Source organism: Photorhabdus sp. P32 (genome assembly GCF_038085095.1).
GTDB classification, from domain to species: domain Bacteria; phylum Pseudomonadota; class Gammaproteobacteria; order Enterobacterales; family Enterobacteriaceae; genus Photorhabdus; species Photorhabdus luminescens.
The window spans coordinates 1-15318 of sequence record NZ_JAZGJN010000245.1; the positions used below are offsets into that span (position 1 = coordinate 1).

Consider the following 15318-nt stretch of genomic DNA (forward strand, 5'->3'; position numbering starts at 1 on the left):
CATTTAATTATAATCGTAAAATTAGCTATTGAAATATTAACTTATTATCTTATATGGATATTTAACATTAAAAAACATCAGATTAAACTGGATAATAAAATATCACATAAAATCATTAGATATAAATACATATAAATTAAATAGCATTTAAAAATTTAAAAGGCAATATTATTGCCTTATTTATTAATGAAGAAATATTTATACCCTATGGATTTCAAGATGCATCGCGACGGCAAGGGAGTGAATCCCCGGGAGCATAGCGAACTATGTGACCGGGGTGAGCGAGTGCAGCCAACAAAGAGGCAGCTTAAAAGATAACGGGTATAAAACTCATAGACATTCTGGGTAACACGGTAAGGGAGACAATTGCACGACAATTCTTTTTCCTGCAACAACTCGTTGTTGGCTTTTCGCCTGTATTGCCCGTTTCCCATCCCAACGTAAACGAGCCCTTAAGAATAGCTCACTATGAGAAAACTGTGGACTTAAACGCATAGAAAAAGTGAGGGGTAACATATCCAAACGATAATACATCTCACCCACGGTCAACACTTTGCCTTCAACCACAGTAAGCAACGACACCTCAACGTCTGCCGTTTTGGGCAGAGAAACCGGCATGGTCACCTCTCCCTCAATCAAACGTGATGCTTCATACTCCACAGCCTCACTGACACAACCAGTAATTAGCAAACACAACAAGACCAGCCCTATTTTGGTCATGGCAGGCTGATCCTACGTTGTGCCAACGGAGTATGCTGCCCATCCAACAAACGCTGCAATGTTGTCTCATGTTCAAGCCCCATGACAAGACCTCTACTCAGCACCGCAGAAAGTGGCTCATGAACATTTTGCGGTATGTGCCCTGATGTAACCCGACGGCCACAACAAAGACTATTATTTTCATGGGACACGTTTGTTAAATGAATGGGTAACGAATTTTCAATTTTCATACTCGCATTCCCAAAGATTCGCTCTGTTGAGAGTCAGACGGAAGTTGAGCTTGCAATAACTCCTGCCAAAACTCAGCATGATCCAACATACTTGAAAGGCTTTCTTCAAAGAGAGCCAGATTTAGCCGGCTAGCGGACATTTGCCGATAAAGCTGTACCATCAGCGTTGACTCATCAAAACCAAAATGAAGATCAAACTGATACCAATGACGATTAAAACTGGCTAATTGACGGAAAATCCCTTCGCCAACCGCAGTGATATCAGCTACATCTATCTGTAAAACGAGCTGGTCACGCTCAGGAATTAAGATCAAAGAGAGGTGAAGGTGCTCATCAAAACAGAGAGCAGCCACACCTTCATGATTTAAAGCTAGGTGCGGCAAACCGAATTTAGCAGCAAATTCAGCCAAAACTTGGTTGACGATGGCTATCACATCCATGGGTTACTCCTGCTAGAGAAGGCAATCAGACCAAATTGAATTACCGAATGGTCAAGCAAACGGGTTACTCCCGCAGAAAAGGGGGCCAGTTTACTACCATCATCTTTTGTGACTCTGTCACTCAAGGGCAATTCTTTTAATAAAAAGGTCACTCCGGTGATTATCAAAAACCAAACACCAGAGCATAGGAGCGTGTTTTTTTTCCTTAACACATTCTGCCTGTCAAAGATTAAAATCTTAATTTGGTATTTTCGCTTTTCTATACTTTTACCTTTAACGCTATTAGTGGATTTTAAAAACGAGCCCAAATAGCAGCATCCATCGATAAGAGCGCACCTCCCGGTACGCTCAAACTGATTATCCAACACGGATCTACTCTGCCAGCATTAGACTACGCCAGTCGCCGCGCGCCATGCTTGATTATGACTCTGAGATAGTTGTTGCAATAATTGCAAAACATCCCTCATGAAATTAATAGTCGATGAAATTTGGTCTTCACTCTTTTGTTTTTCATGCTGAGAAATAGACGCATCCACTTCATGTTCCTTAGCTTTAGCCTGAGAAAGTCCCTGTTCTACTTGCACCGCATTATTAGCCACACTCGCCAAAGAGCTTATCACTGAACTCGAAACCTGCTGGGTGTTATTACGAATATTAATAGTTAAGGTAGAATGTTCCAGGGTTCTCTTATCACCAAGTTGATCTTTTTCCCACACCTTACCAATCTCCGCTCGATCCGCATCTCTGATACCGGACTGTTGCATCTTAAGGTCGATCAATTCATTACGGCCGGCAATCCTATTTTCCAATATCTTTTGCTGTTTCACTGCCTGACTATTTTTAAAAGTAGAGAAACCACCTACCAGCCCTGAACCAAGCGTCATTAAACCTGAGACCACAGCCATAGCAATCATCAGTTTGGCGCCATGTCGCATCTCATCCACTTGTGACTTCTGCGCATCAATGGACGCTTTATTTTCAGTGTCACGCTGCAAGATACCCAATTCACGCATCTTTTTGGCAATCTCAAAAAGTAGCGACAACATATCTAGCGTGCTAGTTAACTGCTCCCGGACATTTTCTAAGCGACCGAGATCAAGGCCCTGTTTCGGTGCAATCAATTCAACCTTATCTGTAAGCTTAGCTTTTCCCGGCTGTTGAATAGCGGCTTCATGTGTTGTCGGTGTCGATATGGAGATTTTGTCAATCACAATATCAACACTGTTATTGACATTGCTTACCTGAGAACTGCTGGCATTATTAATAGCTTCCATCTTCATTACTCCTTAAATTTCCTGTGGTCGGCTGGCAAGGTTATTTATCATGTCGCCTCTGGCATTAAGCATCTGGAAAATCATTTCCATCACATGTTGGAAAGACTCTACCAGTTGGGACAACTCCTCTTTGAGCTTGTCCATAACAGCCTGAAATGCAGTCAATTCGCTACGTGAGAGCTGTACATCAGCTTGCCGGTTAGCCGCTTTACTCTGGAAGGCAGCATTGGTTGTTTGAGCGGTGCCATTAGCAACATCAACCACTATATCGCTCACCTGCATACCCACTTTCAAGCTATGAGTCATAGTATTTGCCGTCGTACCAGCAACTTTTACAGAAAACTCCGCCGCCTTTACTGCGACCTTGGATGCTACCTCAGCCGCGACCTTAGCCCCTACCTCTACAACTTTACTACCAATCTTAGATGCCACGTCAGCGACTGCTTTGCCCATCTTAGCGCCCATTTTGGCTATCATTCCGACGGCTGAACCACCGAAACTGACCGCCGCCGCCGCCACCGCCATCGTAATCTCAATCGCGGTTATAACTGGCCCTAGCCATTTCATGGTCTCCTTGCTGATTAAACCATCTTGAGCCGCTTGTTGTAGTCCCTGAGAAACCACGCCCATTACCCCACCAGCGATCAGCAAAGCGCCTGCTACCGCACCAACGCCGGTAGCAACCATAATCGCACCAACCACAATTGAAGCAATCGCACTGATCCAGCCAAAAATCTTAGAAAATAATCCAGATTTCTGCGCCTCTTTAGCAGAATTTTCAGCTTCTTTGATCTTCTGTTGGTTCTCATCCATTTTCTGAAAGCTTTGTTGACGCGCTCGCTGGATATCTTGGAGCTTGAGCTTCGTTTCACTACGCTCATGCTCGCTGACCAATTTGCCCAATTCAATCTCTATTGCCTCAGATGAGAGCAAACCTTCTATCATCTCCTTTGAAGAAAACAATTCTATCTGCTTTATTATCAACGCCTTTGATAGCTCTTTTGTCTGCATCATCTCTTGCATATCTGATTCGAGCCTAACCATGTCTTCTGGTTTAGGGTGAGCATTCATCACTGCCAATGGCGCTGGCAATGATACTCCTCGTGACTTAGCCTTAGCCGCATCAGAAGACAGCAAGTTACCCGCCTGACTAGGCGTAACGAGCTCCCCGCTTTTAGGAGGTGCGAGGATTTCATCAGCCTGAAAACTGTTGATCCCCGGTTGAGGAACTTTAGATTCACTGACTTGAACCATTTTCCTGAGTCCTTTTTATTGTAATAGCTTCTAACATTGCACTAGAACTGGCAGCCAAAGCGGCCTGTTCCGGCGAAGCTGCCGCAAGCTGTTGGGCCGAGTAGAAGCCACTCTCAGCCCCATCAAGTTCTCCTAATTGCAGGAGACATTCGGCAGCATGAAATGGAAAACGGGGTTCATTAATATCAAGCATCGCTCCGTAGCTATAGCTTTGAACGGCCTGTTCCAGTTGCCCCATTGCCTGACGGCATGCCCCCAATCCAAGGAAGAACCGGGAGTCATAGTGATCCAACATACACAAAGCCTGGAATATCTTATGTGCATCCTGCCATTTGCCTGACTGATACTGGTTGAACGCTAGCGAGTAAAGTTGCTCCAACGTATCACTAGAAATATCTTTCAACATGGCAAGGGTGCCGCCATCATGAAGAAAAGATTCCAGCTCTTGTGCATATTGGTCAGAAGTCGTAGGTGTTTCTTGGTGCTCCATAATCATTCCTTAAATTGCGCCGAGAATATTGCGCATAATGCTGTCGTATTTCTGGATAAAACGGTTTAACGCTTCAATAGCCGCGTTATAACGGGAACTCACTTCATTTAAACGCGTTGTTTTTTCCTGGACAGTGTTATTTAGTGGATTTATACGATCATTAACTGAAGTCGAAAAGTTGGCTAACTTATTATTATCCTTGTCATATTTGTAAGAATTATCCAGACCTGTCATAGCGCCGCTTTGCTTATTTGGGCTTTCTAAAAATGTCTTAATGGAGATTGGGCCAGAGGATATCTTGTCCAACAACTTATATTCCGCACTCTTCTTAAAAGCAGCTTCATCGCTAAAGCCATACTTCTCATAGTCCAGCAAATTGAAAGAGCTGCTATCATTAATCTTAAGCTCCCCATTAGCTGCTAATTTCGCATTAATCTCCGATTGGATAACACTGTAAATCTTTAGCTCTGCGGTCAATGCCGCCAATTCATCACGCAAATCACGTCGTTTTTTATCATGACCTGACATAACAGAAACAAATATATTGATTACATCATCATCAAGACGATCCGGCGTTAAATTAAAATGAACCGCAGCTAGGAAATCTCTTAATGTCCAGTCAGTTTTGAATGTTGGGCTATTCAAGAAAGATTTAAGATTCTCGATCCCGTTTTTTATTTGGCTATCTAAGTGACCACCCTTAACAACAGCATCCGCTGGCAGAAAATAGGCAATCAGTTTTTTCAGGAGTCCTTCATCGTCTTTACCATCCTTAGTAATGACCACGTCGTTAAATACCTTCTTATCCCTATTCGAATCATACTTTGCTTCAATCTTGATCTTTTTATCAAGAATAAGCTTAACCAGCTCATCAAGCTCCGAAGATCCAGAACCTTGTAGTTGCTCTAGCGAAACCTTCTCCAGATCTTTTAAGAAAAGTTGTGAGTCATTTTGATATGGCCTAATTTCCACCTTCAAACTCCTTATACAATAATGCCACGCATACGAGGTGGACGACGGAGACGCTTTCCCTCTTCTAAAGAGGGAGGCTGGTTGCTCCGTAAGCGATTAACTTCTGTCAGCAACTCTTGCTCAGCATTCTGAACCAAAGTAACGTCAGTATGACCAAACAGTTCTGTACCCACATTGGGGCTGATGCCAAGAGACTGCCACATCTCCTGCAACAGTTGCAGTCTGTGATCGCTGTCCTTAATGGCCGCCTCAGCAGCTTGCAGTACTTTGGCGTTAGGTTTCTCTTGCATCAGTGACTCCTATAATAAAGAGAGATATTGATTCTTCCTGTCAAAGTTGGACTTTTTTTTGTTGTTTTCTCATTTGATGTAACGATATAACGCAACTGGCTTCTAACTCGAACCAGCCAGGCGCGACTTCACTCGCGCCTGTCCAGCGGCGGTAAAACCGAGCCAAACGTTCATCATTCAGGGGAGAGTCAACCAAAGTATTAACTTGACCATAAAGGCGGCTACCGGGCCCAAACACTGCCATCGTTGCTTGCGCCAACAGATAAAGAGGCGCAAATGGATTAGCAAGACCTCGGCGCTGCCGAGTACGGCGTAACATCACAATCCAAACTCGCGGCGCATCATAGCGCCAAGCAATTTCACAGCCTTCACTCCACACACGCCAGCCAAGAGGAATTGGGCTATTCCCCATACAGTGAGGCTGCACCGAATAACCTCGCTCCTCAAACCAAGGGATAAGCGGATCAGGGTTCATAGGCATACCCTACCAAGCGGTTGGATATTGATCTGTTGAGTCAACTCTTGATACGAAAGCACTGGCAAGCCGTGGTGATCACCTTCAATTAACTTACGTACATAACGGCGAATATCCATTGATACGATCAACACCGGCTTATTCTGCATCTGCGTTAGATCGCCCACCGTTTTTTTCATCTGTTCAAGGAAACTTTGCGTCACCGCGGGGTCCAGCGCCAGATAACTACCTGCGCTCGTTTGACGAATACCACTCCGAATCTGCTCCTCTACCTGCTGATCCAACAGATAAGCGGGCAAGATATTGTTACCATTAGCATACTTGTAACAGATATAACGCTTGAGACTGCTGCGAATATATTCCGTCAACTGCACTACGTCTTTTTCCTTCTGGCCCCATACCACCATAGCTTCAAGAATCGCGCGCGTATTGCGAATAGAGATGTCCTCACCGACCAACCGTTGCAATATCTCAGTCATCCGCTGCAATGGAATTATGCGCATGGCCTCCTTGACCAATTCACCATAACTACCCTCCATCTGTTCCAGAAGATAACGGGTTTCCTGCACACCAATAAAATCTTCGGCATATTCCCGCAGCACATGTGACAAATGCCAGGTGATCACCTGAGACATTGATAAAAACGCCAGCCCGGACTTCACCAAACGTTCCTGATGTGCTTCGGCTACCCACAGGGTGGGCTGATTAGGTAATAGAGGTTCCCCTTCTTCATAAGGGATAGCCAGTAATTCCAATTGGCTGACCGGTTCCTGCACCAGTAAATGCGCTGAACGCAACCGACCACGGGCAACAGGCACCTCTTGTAGCTGGATCAGATATTCCCCTTCCTTCATTCCCTCATTAAAGCGTAAGTGGATACCGGGAAATGGTACGCCCAAATCCAAATACAGGGCGCGTCGTACCCGTATCAATTCATCATTCAGTGAAATAGCTTCTAGCTCAGCCTGTAATCCCGCATCTACATCAATAAGTAAAGGAACTGTCATAGCAAATTCCTCTTTCTCACCAAGCTTTCCAGCTTTGGCCTTACTGCCGCTCTTGGGTTTAGGTTTGGCTGCCGGTGCGCCTGCACCTTGGGCTAATAGGCTAGGAAGATCCGCTTGCTGGCTGGCGCTGGCTTGCCGCTGGCGTTGGAATAGAAAATAACCGCCACCCGCTACCACCAGTGCAAGCATGAAGAAAGTTAATGTAGGGAATCCCGGAATCAGGCCAAATAACACCAATAAAACACCGCCAATCAGCAGTGCCTTTGGTTGGGCAACGACCTGCTCGCCAATCTCATTACCCAGATCCGAGGAGTCTTCCGACGAAACCCGCGTAACAATGATGCCCGCAGTGATAGCGATCAGTAGTGCCGGAACCTGAGAGACCATGCCATCACCAACGGTCAAAATGGCGTAGAGCTGCAATGCATCAGCCGCCGACATCCCTTTCTGAGTGACGCCTATGGTTATCCCGCCCAAAATGTTGACAAAGATGATAAGGAGACTCGCAATCGCATCACCCTTAACAAATTTCATCGCACCATCCATCGAGCCAAACATCTGGCTCTCTTTTTCGATAATGCTGCGCCTCTCCCTGGCTTCATTAACGTCAATAACGCCGGCACGCATATCTCCGTCGATACTCATCTGCTTACCGGGCATGGCATCAAGGGAAAAACGAGCACTAACCTCAGCTACGCGTTCCGAACCTTTGGTTATAACGATAAATTGCACAATAGTAATAATCAGGAAGATCACTATCCCGACTATCAGGTTGCCGCCGACAACGAAATTACCAAAGGTATAGACTATCTTCCCGGCATCCGCTTGCAGAAGGATCATTCGAGTGGTACTGACGGAAAGCGCCAAACGAAACAGCGTGGTGACCAGCAAAACCGCAGGAAAGGCGGAAAACTGCAAAGGCGAATTGATATAGACCGCCATCATCATAAGCACAACAGAGATGGTCATATTAATGGCGATCAAAATGTCAAGCAGAATAGGCGGAAGCGGTAATACCATCATGAAAACCACAGCTAGCAACAATATTGCCAACATGATGTCTTTACGCTCGCCAATCAAACGCAATAACTCAAGCCCACGGCTCATAATAGGGCCCCTTGAGCGAGATAACGCTGATAAGCACTGCGTGCTTCTTCCAAGTTCCCCTCTTGTTGACAGGCGCGGCTAATACAAAGCCAGAGAGCGGCGCTTTGCTCACCCTGCTCTTCTAAGAGCGTGCAATGTTCTTTTGCCATGCTCCCCTCTTGCAGTTTAAGTAATGAAACCACCAGGGCACGGCGCCCTTCCTGATGTTCAGGATGCAAAGCCAGTAATGCATCCAATAAAATACGAGCTCGGTCAGGATGACCGTATTGAAGTTGAAGCCAGCCGAGCAGCAACAAAGCGCTCTGCTGTTTAGCACTGAGAGTCATGGTCATACCTTGTGCAACAGATGCAGAGCCATCTGCAACAACTGTTCATCTTGATTCATTTTTTCCAACAGGGAGACAGCATGCTGTACCCTGACGTCATTATCTTGTTGCAAAATTGTACGCAGACTACTAACCGCCTGACGGAAATCATGTGGACGCAACAGAGAGTGAAACCCATCTTGCGGGCAGGCGAAAGCCAACAAAGCCTGATCAGCCTTGTTAGCGGGATAAAGACGTGCAGAGTGAGTCTCAACAGATTGACCATCGGGTAATAACGCATAGCGATCAGGTAAACTAACCCCTATCTCTTCCCGGCTGATCGCCGTTAGTTGTTCAATTCCTATATGGGCGGCAGCGATTTTGCTCACGAAGCGAGCACCTCACGCTGTACTCTTAATAAAGAGCGAAATGCCTGATGCAGCAAGGGCAAGGTTATCTCTCGTTCATCTAGTGTCACAAACAATAACAGGCGATCTTCCCCCAACCAGCCACAACGCAAGGGCAGTTCAGGCCCTTGACCACTGAAAGTGAGCAGCATCGCCTTAACCATTACCTCTTTTCCCTGATGCCAAGGAATTTCGCTGGCCAACCAAAGTGTTAACGCGCCACCATAGCGTTCAATTTGTAATGTACCAGAATACTCAAAATCAATTTGGATCAAGGGGCTAGAAACATCAGACATCTCCATACCCAAATCCTGACAAAACTGGAGTAACTGTGGTTCTATCCAGTTCATGGCGCTCCCTCTCCCGACCACAATTCGTCTTCTTCTCTCTCAATTGCTGTATCCAGCGCCAGTTGACAAGCATTTAGCAGGTTTTGGCGCTGTTCTTCATCACTGAATACTTCTACCGGAATCAATCTAATCACCCGTTTCAACTCCCGGTAGAAATGAATTTGAGTTTGGCTATCCTGCAATCCCAAAGCATGACCGAGCATTTCAACATCCCGCACATTGGCCCAACGTTTCTCAACCAGAGAAACGACATCCCCCATAAGGTCAGAAGGCCCGTATGCCATGACTTTCTCCCCCTATCACGCTTTTCCATAACTGCTCAACCTGAACCGATAAGCTGTTAAGCAAACGGAGTTTATGCATGTCACTCATCACACGTTCCAACTTAACAGGATCAAGTTGCCGCTGTTGGCTATCAAGATCAGCACTTAACGCTTTCATGATGAATCCTGTTACTTCCATCAGGGAGCTACTCTTGAAATTGGATTGAATATCCCGCCAGGCAGCCGACAGCCCTTGATAATCCATAACTGCATCACGATAGATGTTGCGCAATGCCTGCAAATTGCCAACCCCATTTTTAGCGGCTGTCGTGGCATCAGGCGTAATGCGCGCTCCCAACTCGATAGCAATCCCTTGCTCTTGCGCTAAACGTGACAACTCCTGTTCAACCAATGTCAATATGGCATGCGCCTCTGGCCTGCCTGCCAGCGCATCACGGGCCTGACTTAGCGCATAGAATTGTTCGCTCACCTCTCCAGAGAAACTTTCCAGATAAGCCTGTAATTGAGCAATATTAGTCAGTTGAGCGCTATTTAAGTGAGAGATCAATGCTTTGACCTTTTGTTGACGCTCCAAATCCGGCACCTTCTGCAAATATTCACCCACCAGCGCCTCAATTTCTCGCACCCTGGCATGCCCATCGCTAACTTTACGTTTGGAGAGAGGCATATCCTTGCGCTCCGAAAAGGCAAAGGTCATCTCTTCGGCCGCATCAGCAAAAGATTGAGATGCCGATACCAACACGACTTTCTCTCCCTGAAACTGACCGACCTTAGCCTGCTCCTGTTGTGCGGCAACCCCGGCGCCCGGTTCTGATAAAGTTATCGAATGAAGATGATTCTGGATAATATCCATAGTCTACCTTGTCATATCAGAGTTAATAATGAACAAATTATAAAGATACCGTCCCAATGCCTATGCCAAAATCAGTCGTGAATTTTTAGCAAAATCCGCCGTAACTCAAGGCAGAGTTCTATTAAGCCGGTATAAAGCTCATCAAACATGAACAATACGCCGTGAATAAAATAGGAAAGCTCACCGGTAAAGCAGAGAACGTCCAGGCAAACTCCAACCATTTTCTAAAAACTCCCGACTCAGGTTGCAATCCCTTCCCCTTTCCCTTCTTTATAGTGTTCGCAGCAGAGGTTATATAAACGATCATGAAGCTTTCCCTTGACCATATTCCCGGCCAAATGCGCCACGCCATTAATGAATGCCGGCTAATTCAAATCCGCGGCAGGGTTACTCAGGTCACGGGTACACTACTTAAAGCCGTTATTCCCGGTGTACGGATAGGTGAACTTTGTCACTTACGCAATCCTGACAACACGCTGTCGCTTTTGGCGGAGGTAATTGGGTTCCAACAACATCAAGCCTTGTTAACGCCGCTTGGTGAAATGTTCGGCATTTCTTCAAATACTGAAGTCAGTCCAACTGGAGCCATGCACCAAGTTGGCGTGGGTGATTACCTGTTAGGGCAAGTCCTTGATGGGCTAGGTAATCCGTTTTCCGGCGGCCAATTGCCGGAACCACAAGCCTTGTATCCGGTTTACCGAGATGCGCCTGCTCCCATGAGCCGCAAACGAATTGAACACCCGCTCTCTCTTGGCGTGCGTGCTATTGATGGCTTACTCACCTGCGGTGAAGGCCAACGTATGGGGATTTTTGCCGCGGCTGGCGGCGGAAAAAGTACGCTGCTATCTACGTTGATTCGCAGTGCCGAAGTTGATGTTACCGTGCTGGCGCTCATCGGTGAACGTGGACGTGAAGTGCGAGAATTTATCGAATCGGACCTCGGTGAAGAGGGGTTAAAACGTTCAGTGCTGGTGGTCGCGACCTCAGATCGCCCGGCAATGGAGCGAGCTAAAGCGGGGTTTGTCGCCACGTCAATCGCTGAATATTTTCGTGATCAAGGCAAACGTGTACTTCTACTGATGGATTCTGTGACCCGTTTCGCCCGCGCGCAACGAGAAATAGGTTTAGCGGCTGGCGAACCGCCAACCCGACGTGGTTACCCCCCGTCAGTGTTCGCTGCTTTGCCACGATTAATGGAACGTGCGGGTCAATCCGACAAAGGTTCGATTACCGCCCTCTATACCGTATTGGTGGAAGGCGATGACATGACAGAACCTGTGGCAGATGAGACCCGTTCTATTCTTGATGGTCACATTATCTTGTCACGCAAGTTAGCTGCGGCTAATCACTATCCAGCTATTGATGTGTTACGTTCCGCCAGTAGGGTAATGAATCAAATTGTCACCCCTGAACATCAGGCTCAGGCCGGGCTGTTGCGCAACTGGTTGGCTAAATATGAAGAAGTAGAGCTTTTGTTACAGATTGGAGAATACCAAAAGGGGCAAGATCCCGTTGCCGACACTGCCATTGCACGCATTGAAGCAATACGTAATTGGTTACGCCAAGGCACTCATGAGCCAAGTGATTTACCGCAAACTTTAGCGCTACTACAGCAGATAACAAAATAATGATTAGCCGTTTACAACGTATAAAAGCCTTACGCGTCGAACGCGCTGAAAAACATTTTTCCCTGCAACAAATGAAACTGCAAATGGCCCGTCAAAACCATCAACAGGCTTTGCAAGCCTTGCGAGATTACTGTCAATGGCGAATAGAAGAAGAACAACGGCTTTTTGAACTGTGTCAGGGCCAACCGATTGACCGTAAGGGCCTTGAACGCTGGCAACAACAAGTTGCCCTGTTGCGCGAAAATGAAGCGCAACTGGAAAAACAAGCGGCTGAAATGAAAGAAAAAGTGGAGCAGGAACTCCGTCAATTACAAGAGTGTCAGCGTGTACTGCACCATGCACGCCAGCAGCAAGAAAAATTTAATGAATTGGGTCGTCAGCAGCAGGAGGCGATCCGTGCCCAAGGTGAATACCAGGAAGAGCTGGAACAAGAAGAGTTCCATCGCCAAGAAAGAGTGTAAAACAGAAGAGTATGAACCCACTGACAGCTATCGGCAAAGGTGTCTCCTCCCTCCCAACGTCGTCCCCCGCAGAGGCAGACGCAGATTTGCAACGCCGTTTCGAGCAAGCTATCTCCTCTCACACCGCCAACACACGCCAGTCAACCACACGGCGGACGGAACAACCGTTAACTAACACGACAGCAAACAATAAAACCGCGGAGCAACATGCCACACATGACTCAGATGAGGAGTTTCCCTCATCCGACTCTCCCCAACCTGCAATTCTGGCAATTGATGATCCGCGCAGGCAAGCCTTACCATTACCAAGCCATGACATACCTGTGCGGCCTCAAAATCAGAAAAAAAGCTTATCAGACTCTGTTCACCGTCTTAGCGAAATTGCTAGCGAGATAGGAGAGTCTCTGTCAGCACCCGGAATCCCAACACGTCAGTCGAACCTGAATACTTTGTCTGATTTTGGCCTAAAACCGGCTGATATCACTGTGACTTCCAATCCTGACACAACCGACATTCCTGTACTGCAAGACGCAAACAATGAACCGGCATATCATACAGGAATGCAAACAACACCTGGCCGATCCCCATCTCAGCTAGACACACAACACAGTGCTACTCCTCACCAACAGGCAGACTTGGCTTTACCTATACCTGCCCGCCATGTCAACGACATCAACATTGCGGAAAGAAAAACACTAGCTGAAATCGAGACCTACCATTTGTTGGTAGCAAAGCCAAAAGAGTCTGACTCTCAATCCTCTTACTCTGGCGGATCAGACGGGAAAACACCTTTCATCCCACAAGCGCCACTCCTGCCAGGAGAGCGCATCCTCGCCACGATGCAAGCAACTTCAACTATATCTCCTCTTTTGGAAGCATTGATCGATAAACTGAGCGTGGAGATCAACATCGACCTAACACAGCAGCGTCCGGCGACATTACATCTGACACTCCCTAGCTTGGGGGCGCTTGAGATCCAACTCACCAACGAGCATGGCAAACTTCAAATCGAGATTTTGGCGAATCCGGCTGCTCAACAAATATTGAAACAGGCACGCTTTGAACTGATTGAACGTTTACAACTTCTTTACCCAACACAAACTGTTGAACTCTCCCTTCCGCCTCAAACGGATGGCGAACATGGATCGCGTCAACGTCGCAGCATATATGAAGAATGGAAAAAAGATGCATGAATGACCTAACCTTATCCAAAGTTTCATTGGAAGAATTAACGCTGCATCAAACCCTGAGTCGCCACCAGCAACAATTTAGTTGGGATAATAGCTATCTTTCCCTGGATATCGTCTCCCCACCACAAACGTTGGACAGGATACTGATCGCCCATTGGCAGGGACAAACTTTTTCCTTTTACTGCCATGCAGCCGAATTAGCGTTGTGGCTCGCGCCTGATCTGCAACAAGCGAATCTTACCTCGCTCCCTCAAGATCTGCTGTTGGCTCTACTGGAATATCAGAGCAAAGTGCTACCCACTCTGTCATGGTCAGCACTGCGTAATACGTCAGAACGTCTTTTATCAGCTTGCTTACAACTACGCCTTGAACGACCAGGAGCCACATTGCCGCTCTGGTTACCAGAACCATCCCCCTTAATTGCCATATTGCCAGAACGTCAACCTGGCGAGCACCTGTCTATTCCATTACAACTTTCTCTGCAATGGGGGGCAATAACCCTGACTTTAGATGCATTTCGCACTCTGGAATCAGGAGATGTGCTGCTACTTCCCCCACAGCAACAACCAGATACCCCTTTATTAGCGTATCTGGAAGGACGCCCTTGGGCCTACTTTAAATGCCATGACCATACACTGGAGTTAATCACTATGCACATCCCCTCTCCTGACAATTCTGACAACACTCTGCCAGTAACGGACTTAAACGACCTGGAGGTTCATGTCAGCTTTGAAGTAGGCCGTCAGACCTTGGATCTACAGACACTCACCAGCCTGCAACCCGGTTCATTACTCGATCTTGGTGTTCCCTCAGACGGTACAGTACGTATTCTTGTCAATCAGAAACACCTGGGTTCAGGTCGGTTGGTGGATATCGAGGGGCGTTTGGGAGTAAGAGTCGAGCATCTCTCCGTGGAGAAACAATCATGATCCAGCTACCGAACGAATTGGATCTTATCATCGGTCTGGCTTTGCTGTCTCTGCTTCCCTTTATTGCAGTGATGGCAACCTCTTTTCTTAAACTGGCCGTAGTATTTTCTTTACTACGTAACGCATTAGGCGTGCAGCAGATCCCGCCTAACATGGCTATGTACGGATTGGCAATTATCCTCACTATCTATGTGATGGCTCCGGTGGGTTTCGCCACCCAAGATTACCTGCGTCAAAATGAAGTTTCATTCAGCAACGCACAATCAGTAGAGAAATTTGTGGAAGAGGGACTGACACCTTACCGGAATTTTCTCAAACAACATATTAAGCCCAGTGAACGTACTTTCTTTATCGACAGTACCCGACAAATTTGGCCAAGCCAGTATGCGGATCGTCTAGAACCAGACAGCCTATTGATACTGTTGCCCGCCTTTACCGTCAGTGAATTAACCCGAGCTTTTGAAATTGGGTTTCTTCTTTATCTACCATTTATTGCCATCGATCTCATTATTTCTAACATTCTGCTCGCAATGGGGATGATGATGGTTTCTCCAATGACGATCTCTCTTCCTTTCAAATTACTGTTATTTGTCCTGCTTGATGGCTGGACACGCCTGACACACGGCCTTGTCATCAGTTATGGAGATTGAAT

At 46.7% G+C, this 15318-nt stretch carries 20 protein-coding genes; 5 read left to right on the forward strand and 15 right to left on the reverse strand.

Annotation, left to right across the window (positions count from 1 at the left end; translation table 11 throughout):
• Positions 1 to 330 precede the first annotated feature (330 nt).
• The 15 genes from V2H77_RS08585 to sctW all read right to left on the reverse strand — a co-directional run bounded on the left by V2H77_RS08585 (position 331) and on the right by sctW (position 10458).
• A complete protein-coding gene (locus V2H77_RS08585; RefSeq protein WP_341498465.1) occupies positions 331 to 720 on the reverse strand; it encodes a YscW family type III secretion system pilotin in 390 nt (129 codons plus the stop codon).
• Positions 717 to 950 (reverse strand): T3SS regulon translocated regulator ExsE family protein, encoded by a 234-nt coding sequence (locus V2H77_RS08590; protein ID WP_341498466.1) that lies wholly within the window; start codon positions 948 to 950, stop codon positions 717 to 719. The genes V2H77_RS08585 and V2H77_RS08590 overlap by 4 nt, the downstream gene beginning before the upstream one ends.
• Positions 947 to 1390 (reverse strand): type III secretion system chaperone, encoded by a 444-nt coding sequence (locus tag V2H77_RS08595; RefSeq protein ID WP_341498467.1) that lies wholly within the window; start codon positions 1388 to 1390, stop codon positions 947 to 949. Before V2H77_RS08595 ends, V2H77_RS08590 begins: the two co-directional genes overlap by 4 nt.
• Before the next feature lie 386 nt (positions 1391 to 1776).
• A complete protein-coding gene (locus tag V2H77_RS08600; RefSeq protein ID WP_341498468.1) occupies positions 1777 to 2664 on the reverse strand; it encodes a YopD family type III secretion system translocon subunit in 888 nt (295 codons plus the stop codon).
• A 12-nt stretch (positions 2665 to 2676) separates the two neighbouring features.
• Positions 2677 to 3918 carry a type III secretion system translocon subunit SctE gene (sctE, locus tag V2H77_RS08605; RefSeq protein ID WP_341498469.1) on the reverse strand — a complete coding sequence of 414 codons (1242 nt, stop codon included), beginning with the start codon at positions 3916 to 3918 and terminating at the stop codon, positions 2677 to 2679.
• Complete coding sequence (locus V2H77_RS08610; protein ID WP_265378811.1) at positions 3902 to 4408, reverse strand: SycD/LcrH family type III secretion system chaperone; 507 nt, start codon at positions 4406 to 4408, stop codon at positions 3902 to 3904. The genes sctE and V2H77_RS08610 overlap by 17 nt, the downstream gene beginning before the upstream one ends.
• A gap of 9 nt (positions 4409 to 4417) precedes the next feature.
• A complete protein-coding gene (locus V2H77_RS08615) occupies positions 4418 to 5380 on the reverse strand; it encodes a virulence-associated V antigen (RefSeq protein ID WP_341498470.1) in 963 nt (320 codons plus the stop codon).
• Between the two features lie 11 nt (positions 5381 to 5391).
• Entirely contained in the window at positions 5392 to 5670 is a 279-nt protein-coding gene (locus tag V2H77_RS08620; RefSeq protein WP_341498471.1) for an LcrG family type III secretion system chaperone, read from the reverse strand.
• Between the two features lie 40 nt (positions 5671 to 5710).
• Positions 5711 to 6145, reverse strand: a complete 435-nt coding sequence (locus tag V2H77_RS08625; protein ID WP_341498472.1) for an LcrR family type III secretion system chaperone — start codon at positions 6143 to 6145, stop codon at positions 5711 to 5713.
• Positions 6142 to 8259, reverse strand: a complete 2118-nt coding sequence (gene sctV / locus V2H77_RS08630) for a type III secretion system export apparatus subunit SctV (protein WP_341498473.1) — start codon at positions 8257 to 8259, stop codon at positions 6142 to 6144. The genes V2H77_RS08625 and sctV overlap by 4 nt, the downstream gene beginning before the upstream one ends.
• Positions 8256 to 8585 carry a type III secretion system chaperone SctY gene (sctY, locus tag V2H77_RS08635; protein ID WP_341498474.1) on the reverse strand — a complete coding sequence of 110 codons (330 nt, stop codon included), beginning with the start codon at positions 8583 to 8585 and terminating at the stop codon, positions 8256 to 8258. The genes sctV and sctY overlap by 4 nt, the downstream gene beginning before the upstream one ends.
• A gap of 2 nt (positions 8586 to 8587) precedes the next feature.
• Positions 8588 to 8953, reverse strand: coding sequence for a YscX family type III secretion system protein SctX (sctX, locus tag V2H77_RS08640; protein WP_088373375.1), 366 nt, complete (start codon positions 8951 to 8953; stop codon positions 8588 to 8590).
• A complete protein-coding gene (gene sycN, locus V2H77_RS08645; RefSeq protein WP_341498475.1) occupies positions 8950 to 9321 on the reverse strand; it encodes a type III secretion chaperone SycN in 372 nt (123 codons plus the stop codon). The genes sctX and sycN overlap by 4 nt, the downstream gene beginning before the upstream one ends.
• Positions 9318 to 9605 carry a TyeA family type III secretion system gatekeeper subunit gene (locus V2H77_RS08650; RefSeq protein WP_049582478.1) on the reverse strand — a complete coding sequence of 96 codons (288 nt, stop codon included), beginning with the start codon at positions 9603 to 9605 and terminating at the stop codon, positions 9318 to 9320. Before V2H77_RS08650 ends, sycN begins: the two co-directional genes overlap by 4 nt.
• Entirely contained in the window at positions 9586 to 10458 is an 873-nt protein-coding gene (sctW, locus tag V2H77_RS08655; RefSeq protein ID WP_341498476.1) for a type III secretion system gatekeeper subunit SctW, read from the reverse strand. The genes V2H77_RS08650 and sctW overlap by 20 nt, the downstream gene beginning before the upstream one ends.
• Before the next feature lie 305 nt (positions 10459 to 10763).
• On the opposite strand from sctW, the gene sctN reads away from it, so the two are divergent.
• Genes sctN through sctR form a run of 5 tightly spaced genes read left to right on the forward strand, consistent with a single transcriptional unit; the run spans position 10764 to position 15316 of the window.
• On the forward strand, positions 10764 to 12086 hold the full coding sequence (sctN, locus tag V2H77_RS08660) for a type III secretion system ATPase SctN (protein ID WP_341498477.1): 1323 nt from the start codon (positions 10764 to 10766) through the stop codon (positions 12084 to 12086).
• A complete protein-coding gene (locus V2H77_RS08665) occupies positions 12086 to 12547 on the forward strand; it encodes a type III secretion protein (protein ID WP_265378802.1) in 462 nt (153 codons plus the stop codon). The genes sctN and V2H77_RS08665 overlap by 1 nt, the downstream gene beginning before the upstream one ends.
• A gap of 11 nt (positions 12548 to 12558) precedes the next feature.
• Positions 12559 to 13740, forward strand: coding sequence for a type III secretion system needle length determinant (locus V2H77_RS08670; RefSeq protein ID WP_341498478.1), 1182 nt, complete (start codon positions 12559 to 12561; stop codon positions 13738 to 13740).
• Positions 13737 to 14666 carry a type III secretion system cytoplasmic ring protein SctQ gene (gene sctQ, locus V2H77_RS08675; RefSeq protein ID WP_341498479.1) on the forward strand — a complete coding sequence of 310 codons (930 nt, stop codon included), beginning with the start codon at positions 13737 to 13739 and terminating at the stop codon, positions 14664 to 14666. Before V2H77_RS08670 ends, sctQ begins: the two co-directional genes overlap by 4 nt.
• Positions 14663 to 15316 (forward strand): type III secretion system export apparatus subunit SctR, encoded by a 654-nt coding sequence (sctR, locus tag V2H77_RS08680; RefSeq protein WP_049582484.1) that lies wholly within the window; start codon positions 14663 to 14665, stop codon positions 15314 to 15316. The genes sctQ and sctR overlap by 4 nt, the downstream gene beginning before the upstream one ends.
• Positions 15317 to 15318: the final 2 nt, after the last annotated feature.